The 16,418-nt window shown below is 37.3% G+C and carries 14 protein-coding genes; all 14 read left to right on the top strand.

Features of this window, described 5'->3' with window-relative positions; all coding sequences use genetic code 11:
- Nucleotides 1–13 precede the first annotated feature (13 nt).
- The 14 genes from CH364_RS13925 to CH364_RS13860 all read left to right on the top strand — a co-directional run bounded on the left by CH364_RS13925 (nt 14) and on the right by CH364_RS13860 (nt 16,407).
- Nucleotides 14–1,039 carry an ABC transporter ATP-binding protein gene (locus CH364_RS13925; protein WP_100744332.1) on the top strand — a complete coding sequence of 342 codons (1,026 nt, stop codon included), beginning with the start codon at nt 14–16 and terminating at the stop codon, nt 1,037–1,039.
- Between the two features lie 10 nt (nt 1,040–1,049).
- Nucleotides 1,050–1,967: an ABC transporter permease gene (locus CH364_RS13920; RefSeq protein ID WP_100744333.1), complete on the top strand. Its 918-nt coding sequence runs from the start codon at nt 1,050–1,052 to the stop codon at nt 1,965–1,967.
- Nucleotides 1,957–2,760 carry an ABC transporter permease gene (locus CH364_RS13915; protein WP_100744334.1) on the top strand — a complete coding sequence of 268 codons (804 nt, stop codon included), beginning with the start codon at nt 1,957–1,959 and terminating at the stop codon, nt 2,758–2,760. Before CH364_RS13920 ends, CH364_RS13915 begins: the two co-directional genes overlap by 11 nt.
- A gap of 133 nt (nt 2,761–2,893) precedes the next feature.
- Nucleotides 2,894–3,325 (top strand): universal stress protein, encoded by a 432-nt coding sequence (locus tag CH364_RS13910; RefSeq protein WP_004785377.1) that lies wholly within the window; start codon nt 2,894–2,896, stop codon nt 3,323–3,325.
- 102 nt (nt 3,326–3,427) lie between these two features.
- Nucleotides 3,428–4,687, top strand: coding sequence for an AfsA-related hotdog domain-containing protein (locus CH364_RS13905; RefSeq protein WP_100744335.1), 1,260 nt, complete (start codon nt 3,428–3,430; stop codon nt 4,685–4,687).
- Nucleotides 4,684–5,448, top strand: a complete 765-nt coding sequence (locus CH364_RS13900) for an SDR family NAD(P)-dependent oxidoreductase (RefSeq protein WP_100744336.1) — start codon at nt 4,684–4,686, stop codon at nt 5,446–5,448. Before CH364_RS13905 ends, CH364_RS13900 begins: the two co-directional genes overlap by 4 nt.
- 9 nt (nt 5,449–5,457) lie before the next feature.
- Complete coding sequence (locus tag CH364_RS13895) at nt 5,458–11,172, top strand: AAA family ATPase (RefSeq protein WP_100744337.1); 5,715 nt, start codon at nt 5,458–5,460, stop codon at nt 11,170–11,172.
- A gap of 8 nt (nt 11,173–11,180) precedes the next feature.
- Nucleotides 11,181–11,564: a holo-ACP synthase gene (gene acpS / locus CH364_RS13890; RefSeq protein WP_100744338.1), complete on the top strand. Its 384-nt coding sequence runs from the start codon at nt 11,181–11,183 to the stop codon at nt 11,562–11,564.
- Complete coding sequence (locus tag CH364_RS13885; protein WP_207762294.1) at nt 11,564–11,785, top strand: tetratricopeptide repeat protein; 222 nt, start codon at nt 11,564–11,566, stop codon at nt 11,783–11,785. The genes acpS and CH364_RS13885 overlap by 1 nt, the downstream gene beginning before the upstream one ends.
- Before the next feature lie 5 nt (nt 11,786–11,790).
- On the top strand, nt 11,791–12,159 hold the full coding sequence (locus CH364_RS13880) for a bactofilin family protein (protein ID WP_002974586.1): 369 nt from the start codon (nt 11,791–11,793) through the stop codon (nt 12,157–12,159).
- A gap of 1 nt (nt 12,160) precedes the next feature.
- Nucleotides 12,161–13,942: a sensor histidine kinase gene (locus CH364_RS13875; RefSeq protein WP_100744340.1), complete on the top strand. Its 1,782-nt coding sequence runs from the start codon at nt 12,161–12,163 to the stop codon at nt 13,940–13,942.
- Nucleotides 13,939–14,796, top strand: coding sequence for an SDR family oxidoreductase (locus CH364_RS13870; RefSeq protein WP_100744341.1), 858 nt, complete (start codon nt 13,939–13,941; stop codon nt 14,794–14,796). The genes CH364_RS13875 and CH364_RS13870 overlap by 4 nt, the downstream gene beginning before the upstream one ends.
- Nucleotide 14,797: 1 nt before the next feature.
- The gene (locus tag CH364_RS13865) at nt 14,798–15,163 is read left to right on the top strand and encodes a cupin domain-containing protein (protein WP_100744342.1); all 366 of its coding nucleotides are present in this window, start codon (nt 14,798–14,800) and stop codon (nt 15,161–15,163) included.
- Nucleotides 15,164–15,174: 11 nt separating this feature from the next.
- Complete coding sequence (locus CH364_RS13860; protein ID WP_100744343.1) at nt 15,175–16,407, top strand: PP2C family protein-serine/threonine phosphatase; 1,233 nt, start codon at nt 15,175–15,177, stop codon at nt 16,405–16,407.
- The last annotated feature ends 11 nt before the right edge of the window (nt 16,408–16,418 follow it).

The following is a 16,418-nucleotide window of genomic DNA, read 5'->3' as shown; positions in this document are numbered from 1 at the left end:
TGAAGGAGAAGGAATGGACCAAGTTTACGATGTTGAATTTCAGAATGTAACAAGGAAATTCGATCAATTTATAGCGGTGGATGATGTCTCCTTCGGAATTAGAAAAGGTGAATTCTTTTCAATGTTAGGCCCTTCCGGGTCGGGAAAAACAACCTGCCTTCGTATGGTGGCAGGTTTTCAGGATACCACTTCAGGAAGGGTTCTTTTGGAAGGTGTTGATGTGACCGGAATTCCACCTTACAAAAGAAATGTGAATACTGTCTTTCAGGACTATGCTTTATTCCCACACATGACCGTTGCTGAAAATGTTGGGTATGGATTAAAAATCAAAAACACTCCCACAAAAGAAATAGGCCAAAGAGTGGCGGAGATGCTTTCTATGGTACGTTTGCCCGATGTGGGAAATCGTAAACCATCGGAATTATCTGGTGGGCAACGGCAAAGGATTGCATTGGCAAGGGCACTGATCAATCGTCCTGGAGTCTTACTACTCGATGAACCACTTGGTGCTTTGGATCTCAAACTCAGAGAAGAGATGCAAATGGAACTAAAAGCCATTCAAAAAGAAGTAGGGATCACTTTTATTTTTGTCACACACGACCAAGAAGAAGCACTTTCGATGTCTGATCGGATTGCAGTCTTTAACAAAGGAAAGGTGGAACAAATTGCCACTCCAGAAGAATTATACGATCGTCCTAAAACTGAGTTTGTCGCCAACTTTGTAGGAACTTCTAATATTCTCTCTTTAGAAGAAACGAAAAGACTCACCGGCCAAAATGGAAAAGGAATGATTCGTCCAGAGCGAGTCCATGTATTTGCCAACGCCAAGGAAGATAATCACTCCACGGGATATAGAACTTTTAAAGCCATATTGAAAAGCCAAGTTTATTCCGGTGCTACATCCAAAATGCATTTTGAAACTCCGAGTGGTTCACGGATCATTGCATCCACCCAAAACTTAAAAATCTCTGCAGAACACATTGCTGTTGGATCGGAAGTGCTTGTGGGTTGGAAAGACTCGGATATGCACTTACTTTGAGGATTTGTAAATGACAAACACTCTAGATAAGTTTTTTACCTTTCTATTTTATCGGAAGGGACTCGTCATTTTTCTGTTACTTGCACCACTGCTTATTTGGCTTGGAGTTGTGTATTTAGGTTCTCTTTTTACTCTTCTCATCCAAAGTTTTTTCTCTATCGATTCTTTTTCAGGAGTCATCAAACGAGAATTTACATTAGAATCTTATTATGATTTGTTTCGCCAAAGTACAAATTGGGATATCATCATCCGCACAACAACCATGGCATTTACTGTCACTGTCGTAAGTGCCATCATTGCATTTCCCATTGCATATTATATGGCGATGTATGCAGGGCCTAAACTAAAACCCATTTTGTATTTGGGAGTGATGTTACCACTTTGGTCAAGTTACCTTGTGAAAGTTTACTCCTGGAAACTGATTATGGCAAAAGAAGGAATTCTCACTTGGTGTTTAGAGGAACTTGGACTTTTACATGTGTTAGACGTGATTCTTTCCATACCGGTGATTGGCGGAACGTCTCTATCATTTTCTTACATTGGGATGTTCCTTGTTTTTGTTTATATTTGGCTTCCGTATATGATCCTTCCGATCCAAGCCTCGTTAGAACGTATTCCTAAATCATTACTTGAGGCATCATCCGATTTAGGTGGTGGGCCGGCGCAAACCTTTCGTAAAGTGGTATTGCCTTTGGCCTTTCCTGGAGTTGTCGCTGGTTCCATTTTTACTTTTTCTCTTACGTTAGGTGATTATATCATCCCTACCATCATTGGAAATTCTAGTTATTTTATTGGGATGGCAGTTTACACTCACCAGGGAACGGCAGGTAACATTCCTTTGGCGGCTGCTTTTTCTGTAATCCCCATCATCATTATGATGGTTTACCTGATGATTGCAAAACGATTAGGAGCCTTCGATGCCCTCTAAATGGAATTTAGGTACAATCGGAATTCGGGTAGCAACCATCCTAGGGTTTTTGTTCATCCATATCCCTATTTTTATCATCATCATGTATGCGTTTTCTACTGATGAAAAAACATTCCAATTTCCATTGCCAGGTTTTACGCTGAAGTGGTTTGGAGTGGCTTGGGAAAGAAATGATATTTGGGAAGCCATCATTTTGTCTTCGCAGGTGGCTACCATTTCTACCATTATGGCCATCATCCTTGGAACCTTGGCTTGCCTTGCTGTTTACAGAAGTAAATTTTTTGGAAGGGAAGTCATTTCCTTTCTTGTAATTTTGCCCATTGCACTTCCTGGAATTGTGACAGGGATATCTCTTCGTTCTGCTATGTCGCTATTTGGAATTCCTTTTAGCACTTGGACCATTGTGATTGCGCATGCTACATTTTGTATTGTTACTGTGTATAACAATGTCCTCGCAAGACTTAGGCGAAGTTCTCATTCTATGGTAGAAGCATCAATGGATTTAGGTGCCAACCCTTGGCAAACCTTTCGATTTGTGATTTTGCCAAATATCGCCACTGCATTGTTAGCTGGTGGTATGTTGTCATTCGCATTATCATTTGATGAAGTGATAGTCACTACATTTACTGCAGGCCAACAATCCACAGTTCCTATTTGGATGTTAACAGAGTTCATTCGTCCGAGACAAAGACCTGTCACAAATGTGGTTGCAGTTTTTGTTATTCTTGTGACGACACTTCCGATTCTCGTTGCTTATTACTTAACGAAAGAAGATGAGGGTGGGAAAAAATAATCCCACCAAATTCTATCCTTATTTTTTTTCCGATGATTTGGTTCCTAATTTGGATTCGTTCAATTTAAGAAATTTTGACAATTATCAATGGAATTTCACTTTCACAATTAAGATAAAGTGGTAAACTTTTTACATGGAAAAATTGATTCAAAAACTGATCATCCCTATTGATGGTTCACCAAGTTCTGCAAGAGCACTGGAATTTGGATTGGCAATTGCGAAAGCAAGTAATGCAAAATGTTTCGTCGTTGAAGTGATTGAAGATTTTGGCCCTTTGCCTGGTTATTATGATGCAGCACCGGCTGGAAAAGATCGAGTCAAATGGATTTCTGAGCAACGTTTTGAAAAAATACATCCTATTTTGGATGAAACATCCGTGAAATGGGAACGTGTCATTTTAGAAGGATATCCCGCTGAAGAAATATGCAAACTTGCTGAAAAAGAAAAGGCAGATTTGATCGTGATCGGAAGCCGAGGCCATGGAATCCTTGGAAGATTCATTATGGGTAGCGTTTCTGATCGCGTTGTGCATTATGCTCCTTGCTCGGTAACTGTTGTTAGGTGAATTAAACATAAATTTGTCAATAGCTTGTTAATTTAGTTGCGCTGAATTGTATCCTATCGGAATCTACGGACTAATCCTAGAGTAGATTTCCGGTAGATATATATGAAGGTTTTTGAAAAAGAAGAACTCCCCGCAGTTTTACCTCTCGACAAACGATATACAAGAACATATTTCCAAGACGATAGTTTTGTTTCCAACATTCGTAGAGCACTTCCAAGGATGATCACTACTGCGGTCATGGAAGAACATGTCTTTCCGATACTTTCTCATGATGAAATTGATTTTTTGCTACAATACTATGCAAAAAGACAAGATACTAGTGGGGATTATTACCAACTCAAAACAATTCCGTATCGCATTCGTAAAGAATCAGCAGAAAGAATTTTAGCAGAATCTGGCGTGGATGATACCCAAAGGGATTTTATTAGTACATTCTATCATTTTGATACAAATTTGCAGCAATATGTTTTGAACGATAAAGTTACTGAAGCAGATGAAATTAAAATATTGCAAATAATCAAACGAAGGGACTATTACGTTGGGAATGTAGAGAAGTCAAAGATATCTGCAATCTTTGAGCCAATCGAAGAAATTCCCAAAAAAGATACTTTTTTTGCAAACCTCTATATTCCGCCCACGCATAAGTTTTTCTCCCCACCCAATCTAAAACATATTTCTGGTATGCAGATTGTAGAAGCTGCAAGACAATTTGGAATCGCTTGTAACCACATGTATGGCAAAGTCCCTTTTGAGGGTGTCACCTTTTTATTGTTATATTTAAATTCGGAATTTTTTCAATACGCCAAGATGAATATGCCAATCAAATTGCGTGCCAAAGCCATTGAGACCAAAAACAGTAAATCTGGATATTGGAACTACTCAAAATTGGAAATCACTGCTTATCAGGAAAACCAAGAAATTACCCGAATCGAAATGGCTGCCAGTATTTTGCCTTTAAAAGTATACAAACGCTTAAAAAGCACACAGGAAGAAGTTTATGAGATTGATCCAAGATTTCGGATTTTGGATCAATTTAAAAACAATATCTCAGTTAGGGAAAATGGGCGAAATATTGTCTCCACCATTGAAAATATTTCTAGTTCTGGGTTTATGGTGCGCTGCTCAGGAATCCATCCAGGTGATTTAGCCAACAGTGGGCAACTAGAATTTTTTATGCATTTTGATATTGTCGGTTTCGTTCATGGAACTTGTATTTTATTATGGGTCAAAGAAGACGATAATAATGAAGACACCTTTTTTGCCGGATTTCGTTTTGAATCCATTTCTGAATTGGATCAGGCAAACGTAAAGGAAGCAATCAATCGTTATGGACGTTTGATCGAAGAAAGGGAAATCCAATGAGTGGAAAAAAAGTAGCACTAGTGACCGGCGGAACTTCTGGTCTTGGAAGATCAATTGTTTTGGAATTTGCAAACGCTGGTTATGTGGTTGGATTTTGCGGAAGAAGAAAACAAGAAGGTGAAGAAACTATGGCTCTCCTTGAAAAACAAGGAGGTACGGGAATGTTTGTTAAGTGTGATGTCACACAATCGGAAGCAGTTCGTAATTTGGTTGAATCAATTGTTGCTAAATATGGTTCCATCGATGTAGCTGTGAACAATGCTGGGATTTCAGGAGTTTTAAAAACAACTGCGGATTATCCATTAGATATTTTTGATTCTGTGATGGACGTAAACTTAAAAGGAACCTTTCTTTCTATGCAATTTGAATTAAAACAATTCCTAAGCCAAGGGAATGGTGGTGTGATCATCAATGTCTCTTCAGCCCTTGGTGTTCGAGGAAAAGAAAAAGCAGGTCCTTATTCCATGACAAAACATGGAATTATCGGGCTTACTAAATCTGCTGCCTTGGAATATGGATCGGCTGGAATTCGTGTGGTGGCACTTTGTCCAGGTGGAATCCAAACTGAGATGGATGATGTTTTTTACGCAAATGTTCCTAATCCCGAAGAAGTAAAAAAAGAAAGAATGAAATCTTATGCATTGGGTAGAATGGCAACTCCTGAAGAAGTTGCAAAAACTTGTGTATGGTTATCCACTGATGGAGCAGCCTTTATCACGGGCGCAGTGATACCGGTCGACGGTGGTAAAACAGCTAGATAGGAAATTTTCGTGTTCACTGTAGGAAAATATAAAGCGTTAAAGGAACTTCATTTAGGAAAAAGAAGTTCCGTATATTCAGGGGAATCTCTGTCCGGTGAACCTGTCGTGATCAAACTATTGAATCGCGATTACCCAGATAACCAAGAAATTACTCGTTTTAAAAATGAATTCGAAATACTCCGATCCATCGATTCACCTTATACACTAAGGCCACTAGATTTAGAATCTTACCAAAATACAGTGGCAATCGTGTTTCCCAATGTAGGGTTTACTGATCTCGCAAAACTACAATTAAGTGGAAAATATAGCAATATTGTAACATTCTTAAATATTTCAATTGAAGTTTGTAGGGCGTTGGTTGATATTCATAAAGCTAAAATTGTACATAATGATATCAAAGCTCAAAATATCATATACAATCCAGACACAGGTGCATTAAAAATAATAGATTTTGGTTCAGCGACACTTTTGACACATCGAAGTTTTTATCTTCCGATGAATCAGAATTTAACAGGAACTCTTGCTCATATTTCACCCGAACAAACGGGCCGAATGAACCGAACAGTTGATTACAGAACGGACTTTTATTCTTTTGGTGTCACCTTATACCAGTTAATTACTGGTGATCTTCCTTTTTTATACACTGATAGTTTGGAAATGGTGCATGCACACCTTGCAAAAACTCCACTATCACCAAAAGATAGAAGCGGGGCGCCAAAAATTGTTTCGGATTTGATCATGAAACTTCTGGAAAAAAATCCAGAAGATCGTTACCAAACAGCAACTGGTTTACTCTCTGATCTTTCGGCAATCCAATCGGTACTTCTGGAAAATGGGAGAGAAACGCTAAACCATTTCGAAATGGAACTGGCAAAGAATGATAAGTCTTCTCGATTCCAAATTCCTAAAAAATTATATGGAAGAGAAGCTCAACTTCATGTTTTTGAAGAAAAATTTCTCGATGCAAAAGATGGTCGAATTGAAACGTTTCTAATTTCTGGCCGATCAGGAATTGGAAAATCGGCTCTGATCAACGAAATCCAAAAGCCTGTCACAAGAGAGAAGGCATATTTCGCTTCTGGTAAATTTGATTTATATAAAAAATCAATTCCATATCGTGCTATTAATTTAGCATTACAAGGCCTCGTTCGACAATTACTCTCTGAGAGTGAATCTGCTGTTAAGGAATGGAAAACAATTTTATCTGATGCATTAGGTGCTAATGCCAAATTGATAATCGATGTAGTTCCTGAATTAGCACAATTGTTAGGTGATAGACCTACGCCGCCAGAACTAGATAGTTTGGAAACTGAAAATAGATTTCACTTAGTATTTCGAAAATTTCTGCGAACAATTTGTACAAAAGAACATCCGGTTGTTTTGTTTTTAGATGATATGCAATGGGCAGATTCTTCGAGTATACTTCTTTTAAAAGAAGTACTGACTGACCCTGAAATTTCACATTTTTTTATTATTTTATCATACCGTGATAATGAAGTATTACCAACAGATCCATTTTTTAGGCTTCTTGAAGAACTTCGTGAGATGCAAATTGCGATTACTGAGATCAGATTAGAACCTCTAAGGGAGCGTGACGTGGCTCTTCTGGTTTCTGAAACATTGATGGTTCCAGAATCGGAAATTCGCCCTATTGCAGAAGTCCTTTGGAAAAAAACAAAAGGAAATCCGTTTCATGTCAATGAAATGTTTAAGAACTTATATGAAAGGTCATATATATACTTTGCAGATGAACATTGGTCCTGGGACAAAGACAAAATAGATGCAGTTAATATTTCTGACAATGTGATTGATCTTATCATTGATAAAATTAATCTGCAACCTCCAGAACTAATTGATGCTCTAAAGTTAACTGCTTGTATCGGAAACTGGTTTCGGCATGATATTTATGCAACCATTGCGGATAGACCTTTTCACAAAGCATCAATGGATTTGGTGACACTTGCCAATGAAGAATTTTTGATCCTTGGAATGGAGGATGCAAATTTTACTCACGATAAAATTCGAGAAGCAATTTATAAAATTATTTCACCTGAAGAAAAAGCAAAACTTCATTATAAGATTGGGAAAACTTATCTTTCTATCCTTTATAAATATAAACTTGAAGACCACCTGTTTACCATTGTAAACCAATTGAATTTAGGTGCTTCCCAAATGAAAGGAAGCGAAGAGTTAGCCGAACTAAGAGTTTTAAATGAAAAAGCAGGATTTAAAGCGCTAAATTCCTCCGCTTATGATGCTGCTTTCACTTTCTTTGACCGAATGGTCGGACTTATGAAAGATGAAGAATGGAAAACTGATTATGAAGATGCCTTAAAACTTCATTTAGCATATGCGAGGTCAGCGTATCTCTCCAAAAATTTTGAAGCCGCAGAAAAAAGTTTTAACTATATACTTAGTTTCGTAAGGAATGATTTAGATAAAATTTTAGTTTATGAACTTCAATCTTCTATGCTTGTCACCCAAAACAAGATGAAAGAAGTATTGGAAACATTAAAACAAGCGTTAAAGCTTGTTGGAGTTAGGTTACCTAAGAAAGCAACTTCACTTTCTCCGCTTCCTGAGTTAATTAAGTTTAAATTGAAATTAGGCAACCGTTCGATTGAAAGTTTGGAACAACTACCTGTCTCAAATGATCCTAAATACCTTGCTATCATGCGGCTTTTGAATGCATGTATTGCACCATCATTTTTAGCAGAACCGGATTTATTTCCTGTTATTGTTTTGAAGTTGGTGAATCACACATTGCGATTTGGCTTGTGTGAGATAAGTGCTTTCGGTTTTTGTGCCATGGGTGTGATCCAAGGTTCTGGATTGGGAAATTATAATGATGGTCTCAAATTTGGTCAGTTAGGTGTTCGTTTGCTTGATACCTTGGATGCCAAACCATTCCAATGCCGAACTTTATTTATGTTCGCATGTATGATTGCTCCTTGGAAAAATCATGCAAGAGATGGCCGTTCTATTTTTTGGGATAGTTTCCTTGCCGGTATGGAAACCGGTGATTTACAATATTCCTCTTACTCATTAAACAATATTCATTTTCAAGGTTTGTTGTTTCGCGAAAATTTAGAAGACCTCTATAAAAGCCAACTTCGTTATGATGCTTCGTTACTAAGTTTACGTCAAAATCATGCATACCAAGTACATCGTCTTAATCTCCAGTTAGTCGAAAATATGCGAGGTGAATCTCCAGACCCAATGAGTTTAGAGGGTCGGTACTTTGCTGAAACTGAAATAGTAGCAGAATGGTTGTCTACTGGAAACGCCAATGCATTATTTGATTATTATCTTTGTAAGTTACGAATTGAATACTTCCTCGGAGATAAAGAAAAAGCTTATGAATACTCCTTAAAGTTAGATGGTTTGGAAGGTGCAATGTTTGGGATGATGTTTGTTCCTGAACATGTATTTCTAGGAGCCCTTGTCGCCTTCTCGATGATTGTAGATAACATCATCCCAACGGGAACCACAAAATCAAACCTTAAGAAACGATTATTATCTTTTGAAAAAAGAATGAAGGTTTGGGCAAAAAGTTCGCCTGAAAACTTTGGGCACAAATACGGAATCATATCGGCTTTATTACTATATTTAGCAAATCAGAAAACACAAGCGGTGATTGTTTGTAAAGCAGCGATTACTTCAGCTAGAGAATTTAGTTATATATTGGAAGAAGCCATTGCCAATGAATTTTTGGTTCGAATGTGGAAAGAAACTGGATTTGAACAATACAGTAACCTGCATTTGGTGGAAGCACATTATCGATATGGTAAATATGGGTTTTTGTCTAAAGTCAAACAATTAGAATTGAATCATATTTCATTAAAAAAATATATTGGAAGAAACTTTAGAACAGACTCCACAGATAGTCTGGCACTCTTTAGCACAACAAAGGATATTTTTGGTGATGTTGGTTCTTCCTTAGATATCAACACTGTCATCAAAGCTTCTCAAACCATTTCGGGAGAGATCCAACTCAATCGTCTCTTGGAAAAGATGATGAAAATCCTGATCGAAAATGCAGGAGCAGAGAGGGGATACTTTATCCTTAAATCAGATTCTGGATGGCAAGTTTTAGCTGAATCAGAGGCAGAAAAAGAATCTGTATCTGTTTATTCAGAAACACCATTTGCCATCGATTTCCTTGAACCAGTGGCCTATGTAAATCAAAACAAAATCCCTTCACAAATCATAGGTTATGTGGTTAGAACAGGGCTTGTAGTCATTTGTGGAGATGCCGCAAGGGAAGGGGATTTTAAAAATGACCCTTATGTAAAATCTACGTTACCAAAATCATTACTTTGTTATCCAATTTTAAGTCATGGAACAGTGGTTGGTATTGTTTATTTAGAAAACAATTTAACAACTGATGCGTTTACTCCTGGTAGAGTTGAGATTTTGAAAATATTATCTTCACAAATTGCAGTTTCTATTGAGAATTCCCTTCTTTATACCAATTTGGAACAGAAAGTAGATGAAAGAACTAAAGAACTAAATTTTGCATTAACAGAAGTTCAAGGATTAAAGGAACAACAAGATGGAGATTATTTTTTAGCATCTTTACTCATTGAACCATTAACACAAAACCTTGCGAGTTCTTCTCATATGAAAATTCAGTTCCTTACAGAACAAAAGAAAAAGTTTTCATATAAACAATGGAGTTCCGAAATTGGTGGAGATTTATGTGTATCATCTTCCATTCAATTACAAAACAAAAAGTATATTGTTGTTTTAAATGGTGATGCCATGGGAAAATCGATGCAAGGAGCCAGTGGTGCTCTTGTTATTGGGTCGGTATTTGAAGCAATCATCAAACGAAATGGTCAGTCAGAAGAAGTTAGGGACATCACACCTGAAAAATGGGTGAGTAATGCTTATATAGAATTACATAATACTCTCGTAACATTTGACGGTTCAATGCTTATCTCTATGTTTCTTTGTTTGATTGATGATGAAACAGGATTCTTTTATTTTTTAAATGCTGAACATCCAAGGCCTGTTATCTACCGGAATGACAATACTTTCTTTTTACCACATAACTATGTTTGTGCGAAGTTGGGACTTTTGGCTTCCAAAAAAGCCCTTCAAATCAATACTTTCCAATTAGAAAAGGGAGATATACTTCTAATAGGTTCTGACGGCCGTGATGATATTTTGATCGGTTCTGAAGCGGAAATGGAAGTCAATGAAGATGATGAACTGTTTTTGAAAACAACTTACGAAGGCCAAGGAGATTTAGAGGCAATTCGTGATGCAATCAAAAGCCATGGTGAATTGATCGATGATTTGTCCTTAATTCGTGTGGAGTATACTGGAGAGGGTTCACCCATCCATGTCCCAACCAACCACCCAAAACATTTTGTTTATTTACGAGCACTCACTCTTTATAAACAGAAAAAATGGAAAGAGGTGGAAAAAATGATCTCAAACAATTTTGAATTCATTCACGATGCACCACTTTCTGTTCAAAAAATTTACCTTTATACCGAACATCGTATGTCCGCTTTTCCTTTAGAATTTGCAGTTCAGTATGTGCAAAAAAATCCATCGGATAGCCTAACTCTTTTTTATATTGCAGAAGCTCTTTATGAAAACGGCGATTTTTCTGCGGCTTTTGATTATTCTGAACGGGTACAACTCAGGCGACCATACCATAAAGAAAACAATATTTTATTTGCTCGACTCTTGGAACTTCGGCGAAAATAAATCATCTTATGTTATCCGTCGGAAACGACATCGTTGAAAACCATAGAATCCGTGAACTCCTAGAAAAACACGGAGACCGCTTCCTGAAGCGGGTTTTTACCGACGAAGAAGTCGAATACTGCCACAAACACAAAGACCCCGTCCCTTTTTTGGCAGGCCGTTTTGCCTGTAAGGAAGCTGTCATCAAAGCTCTCAACTTAAGCCCAGGTCAAGTTGCCGATATGCGAGAGATTGAACTTGCTGGCACAAATTTTGGTAAAAAAACGCTAGTCATCCATGGGAAAACTGAGAAGTTTTTCCGAGAGAAAGGATTTACTGGCAGTTCCGTATCCATCAGCCATGCTGACCATTACGCAACAGCTGTTGTCATTTTTTATAAGGAGCCCAAATGATCGTTAGTGATAAAATGAAGGCAGTTTTGGTTCATTACAACCATGCCCTTTCGTTATACAAATCGCGAAAGTTCGCAGAAGCAAAAGAAGAGTTTAAAAAAGGATTAGCGATTCATCCTAGCGATGGCCCCTCGAAACTATACATTGAACGTTGCGATGATTATATCGCTGATCCCCCTCCAGAAGATTGGGATGGGGTTTATAATATGAAAACAAAATAGGAACTATGTCAAAAAAAGAAATGCAAACAACCATCACCGAACACGGAGTCATTGCCACAATTCTAGGAAAAGAAACTGCATTTAGCGGAACTTTGGCGTTCAAAAAACCCTTACAGATTTCTGGTGATTTCACTGGCGAAATCATCTCGGATGGTTATCTGGTAATTAGCGAAGGTGCTAGAGTCAAAGCAAATATCAAAGCTGGTACGGTTGTCGTAGGTGGTACCATCATTGGGAATGTAACCGCAACACAAAGACTCGAAATGTTATCCACAGGAAAAGTCCAAGGAAACATTCGTACAGCAAAACTACAAATTGCAGATGGCGTTGTATTTGACGGGAATTGTGAAATGCTAAGCAGCGAAGAGACTTAGTTTGTGGCAATTTCATCCCTATAGCTTACTACTATTTCTTGCTTTCAGCTTCAATCTTGTATTGGGGCTTTTTGTTCTAAAATCTTTCCGCCTAGATCTTGTTAAATACCTTTTAATATTAGTTTTCGGTTCTATGATGTGGACCGGATTCTATGGAATTGATTTTGTATTTATAAGCCCAGCTTTACACAGATCCTTTATTGCTTTTTTGTATATAGGTGTTGCTCTTGCTAATTTGGGAATGGTTCTTGTTTCACTTGAGTTCACACAAAACAGACATTTGCTGACGAAAAAGTTTTGGGTAATGTTAACAATCCAGCCGCTGTTTACACTTGCGGTTTGTGTTCTTGATCCTATTTTTAAAACTTTAACACTCGATACATATTTAGTAAATATCAATGGAAGAATCCAGTGGATTCAGGAAACGAATGTCGGTGGGTTTATAGTATCTTACTTTTTTTCTTTTTTCTGGTCCGCATTTGTCGCATATTTATTAATCAAAGGGATTTTTGTTTCTAAATCTACCGAACGCCGAAGGTATCTGTTAATCTTAGTCTCCTACTTGTTCATTTGGGTCACAGCAATTTTACATAAGTTAGGTTTCCGTCCTTTACCCGGTCTCAACATTACAGCTGTAATGAGTACGATGCAGGTGATTTTGATTTTTTTTGCAATTGGATACTACAGAATGTTTGATCTCGTACCATTGGTGCGTGGTGAAATTGTTGATGAGTTGGACGAAGCTGTAGTGATCCTTGATTTCAATAATCGTATTGTTGATTGGAATATGTCGGCGGAACATTTGTTCCAAATTTCTAATAAGAACTCTACACTACTGTCGTATAAATATTTTTTCGCATCCGCTCCTGGAATCATTTCTAAACTCGATCATTTGTCTGATAAAAAAACACTTACAAAATGGATTTGGGAAAAAGATGAAAAATATTGGGAAGTGACTGCAAAACAAATAAGAGATTCCAATCGCAAAAAAATTGGTATGGTTATTGTGTTTAGAGATATTACTGAACAACGAAACTTAGAAAAACAAATGGTAAGTGTCAATCGTGAGTTAATGGTTGCGAATGGAACCAAAGATCGTTTTTTATCAATCATCTCACATGATTTACGTGGCCCTCTCGCTGGCATTAAAATGTTACTCAAAGTATTAAATGAGGACATGAAAAAGAAAGAAGATGCCCTCGCTGGTATGACTCAATCTTTAGTGGATGCTACAGAATCTGTTTTTTCCTTATTAGAGAACCTATTGGAATGGTCTAAGTTACAAAGGGGTCAAGAAGAATATCGACCTCATTACTATCGTTTGGATAACATTGTAAAGGAGTGTTTAGAGCTTTTTGCTCTGAGTGCTTCGAATAAAGGGATTGGTTTGGATGTAAATGTTCCTTCTCATGCGATGGTATTTTGTGATGATCGAATGATCATTACTGTCATTAGAAACTTAGTTTCGAATGCACTGAAGTTTAGCCATAACAATGGAAAAATTCTTATAGAGACAATTGATTTAGGTGACGATTGGCAGGTTTCAGTCATCGACTCAGGAGTAGGTATGTCGAAAGCCATCTTAGACAAACTATTCAAAGTTGGGGAAGTGATTAAGTCAACCGGGACACAGGGTGAAACTGGGAACGGAATTGGTCTTTTGCTTTGCCATGAATTTGTTACGGTCAACGGTGGAACTATGTATGCAGATAGTGATGGAGTTTCTGGTTCGAGATTCGTTTTTACCATCCCCAAAAAAATGAAAGAGGAGATCATCTCATGAAGAAAACAATTGTTGTTACTGGTGCTACCGATGGAATCGGAAGGGTATGCGCTCATTCCTTTGCAAAATCACAAGAAGAATTAATTTTAGTAGGCCGAAATGCAGACAAATTAGCTGCACTAGTTTACTCATTACAAGTCACGGGTGCAGTAGTACATTCTTATGTTGCTGATTTATCTTCTGCCAAAGAAACATTTTTGTTGTCAGAAACCATTCGTAAAAATCATCCAAAGATTGATGTATTACTGAACAATGCTGGTGCCTATTTTGACCAATACACCCTTACAAAGGAAGGGATTGAGTCTACTTTTGCATTAAATCATTTGAATTATTTTATTCTAACTCTGGGTTTACTCCCTTCCTTAAAAAATACAAATGAAACACGGATTGTGAATGTGGCTTCTCGTGCACATATGGGTGTTTCGTTAGATTTTGATAATCTGTTAGGTGATAAAGACTATTCTGGTTGGAAACAATACCAAAGATCTAAACTAATGAATATATATTTTACTTATGAACTTGCAGAACGTTTGAATCAAACAAAAATAACCGTGAATTGCCTTCATCCTGGTTTTGTAAAAACTAAATTTGGACAAAACAATGATGGGTTAGCTAAATTTTTGTTAACTTTCGCACAGAATGTTTTTGCAATCTCAGAAGAAAAGGGAGCAGAAACTTCTATTTTTCTCTCTACTGATCCTTCGGTTTCGGGAATTTCTGGAAAGTATTTTGTAAAAAAAGAAATTCAAAAAAGTTCTGAACCTTCTTATGATGTTGCAGCGAGAAGAAATCTTTGGTCTTACACCGAAGACTTATTAAAACATAAGTTTAGTTTTAAATTTCCTGGATTCTAATATGGGTTACCAACACCAAAAAAATCCAATACAAATCCCAGTGCCTGGAGGAAAAACCATTGAAGAACATTTTGGGATTCCTTCCACAGGTCATTCTGAGGTTTCGGTAGCGCATATGGTTGCGCCACCCGGTTGGGGAGAACCGTTTCAAACACCTAACTTTGATGAGTGGACTTTGATGGTTCGCGGTAAAAAACAAATTGAAGTAGATGGCGAAATTGTTATTTTATCTGCCGGCGAATCATTGTTGATTGAGAAAGGTACAAAAGTAAGGTATTCTAATCCGTTTTCTGAAGACGCAGAATACTGGTCTATTTGTAAACCCGCCTTTTCTTTAGATTTAGTCAATCGGGAACCGGAAGTCTAAGGTCACATTGTATGGGAACCGAGGAAAAACCAACTGCGGATTTAAGTTTCCTGAAAAAGGAAATGAAAAAGGTCGAGTTTTCAGAAGGTTCTCTCATTATCCAACAATACTCATTAGGTGATTCTTTTTATTTTATTGAATCAGGTAAAGTTGAAGTTTGGAAATATTTAGATGAAAGCAAACAAGAAATACTTGTGATAGGTGATCTTTCCTCTGGTGATTATTTTGGTGAAATTGCTCTCATTGACTCTGCACCTCGTACTGTAAATATATCAGCGAAAGAAAATTCTATTCTTTATGAATTAACTAGAGAAGATTTTCATCGTTTATTACAAACAAACCCGGAATTGACATTAACTCTTTTGAAATTATTAACTGCAAGAATTCGAAATGCAGACCAAAGAGAAAACCAAGTATTGATACAAAAAAACAGGGAACTTCGCCGCCAAAATGAAACTCTCGAAGAAATGGTCAAAGAAAGAACGGCCAAGTTAACCCAATCTTTAAAAATTATCCAAGAAGATCTAGAAACTGCAAAAACCATCCAAAGAAATATTTTACCACTGGGACTTCGGTATGTGGCACATTTGGACTTTGGATCTTCATTTGAACCAATGGCTGAAGTGGGTGGAGATATATTCGATGTCATTCGTTTAGAAAAATCAAAAATAAGATTATTTTTAGCAGATGCCATAGGCCATGGAGTTCAGGCTGCACTCATTACGATGGCGATCAAAGCGGAATATGATCATATCAAACGCAATGCAATTTACCCTGCAGACGTTTTATATGCATTGAACCAAATTTTTATTGAGAGTTATGGGAAAAAATCCAACCAATTTACTGCTGTCATTGTTGATTTGAATTTAGAGGAAAACAGTTTAACCTATTCTTCTGCCGGTCATAATGAACCCTACGTACTGACAAAAGATCGAATCCTCTCACTTCCAGAATCGGGAGTGATGTTGGGTTTAGAAAAGGATGTCGAGTATACCAATCATTCTATCTCATTTGGGTTGGGGGATCGTTTATTTATGATTTCGGATGGTTATTTGGAACAGGAAAACTCGGAGGGAATTCTCCTGGGAGAGTCCAAATTGCTTTCCAGTTTTGAATCTGCTAAGAGTTTGGATTTAAATCTAACAGATACAATTAATTTGTTAATGGATGATTTCCATTCATTTCGGGGTTCCGCTTCGATGATGGATGATGTGACGATTCTAGGAATTGGAACTACGCATTAAATAGGAGTTTA

It is taken from the genome of Leptospira harrisiae (genome assembly GCF_002811945.1).
GTDB lineage: Bacteria > Spirochaetota > Leptospiria > Leptospirales > Leptospiraceae > Leptospira_A > Leptospira_A harrisiae.
This window is presented reverse-complemented; position numbering and strand designations above follow the sequence as displayed.

Excerpts from the sequence above, each read along its gene's own strand:
- CH364_RS13925 (WP_100744332.1), top strand. The coding sequence starts at position 14 with ATGGACCAAGTTTACGATGTTGAATTTCAGAATGTAACAAGGAAATTC.
- CH364_RS13920 (WP_100744333.1), top strand. The coding sequence starts at position 1,050 with ATGACAAACACTCTAGATAAGTTTTTTACCTTTCTATTTTATCGGAAG.
- CH364_RS13915 (WP_100744334.1), top strand. The coding sequence starts at position 1,957 with ATGCCCTCTAAATGGAATTTAGGTACAATCGGAATTCGGGTAGCAACC.
- CH364_RS13910 (WP_004785377.1), top strand. The coding sequence starts at position 2,894 with ATGGAAAAATTGATTCAAAAACTGATCATCCCTATTGATGGTTCACCA.
- CH364_RS13905 (WP_100744335.1), top strand. The coding sequence starts at position 3,428 with ATGAAGGTTTTTGAAAAAGAAGAACTCCCCGCAGTTTTACCTCTCGAC.
- CH364_RS13900 (WP_100744336.1), top strand. The coding sequence starts at position 4,684 with ATGAGTGGAAAAAAAGTAGCACTAGTGACCGGCGGAACTTCTGGTCTT.
- acpS (WP_100744338.1), top strand. The coding sequence starts at position 11,181 with ATGTTATCCGTCGGAAACGACATCGTTGAAAACCATAGAATCCGTGAA.
- CH364_RS13880 (WP_002974586.1), top strand. The coding sequence starts at position 11,791 with ATGTCAAAAAAAGAAATGCAAACAACCATCACCGAACACGGAGTCATT.
- CH364_RS13870 (WP_100744341.1), top strand. The coding sequence starts at position 13,939 with ATGAAGAAAACAATTGTTGTTACTGGTGCTACCGATGGAATCGGAAGG.
- CH364_RS13865 (WP_100744342.1), top strand. The coding sequence starts at position 14,798 with ATGGGTTACCAACACCAAAAAAATCCAATACAAATCCCAGTGCCTGGA.
- CH364_RS13860 (WP_100744343.1), top strand. The coding sequence starts at position 15,175 with ATGGGAACCGAGGAAAAACCAACTGCGGATTTAAGTTTCCTGAAAAAG.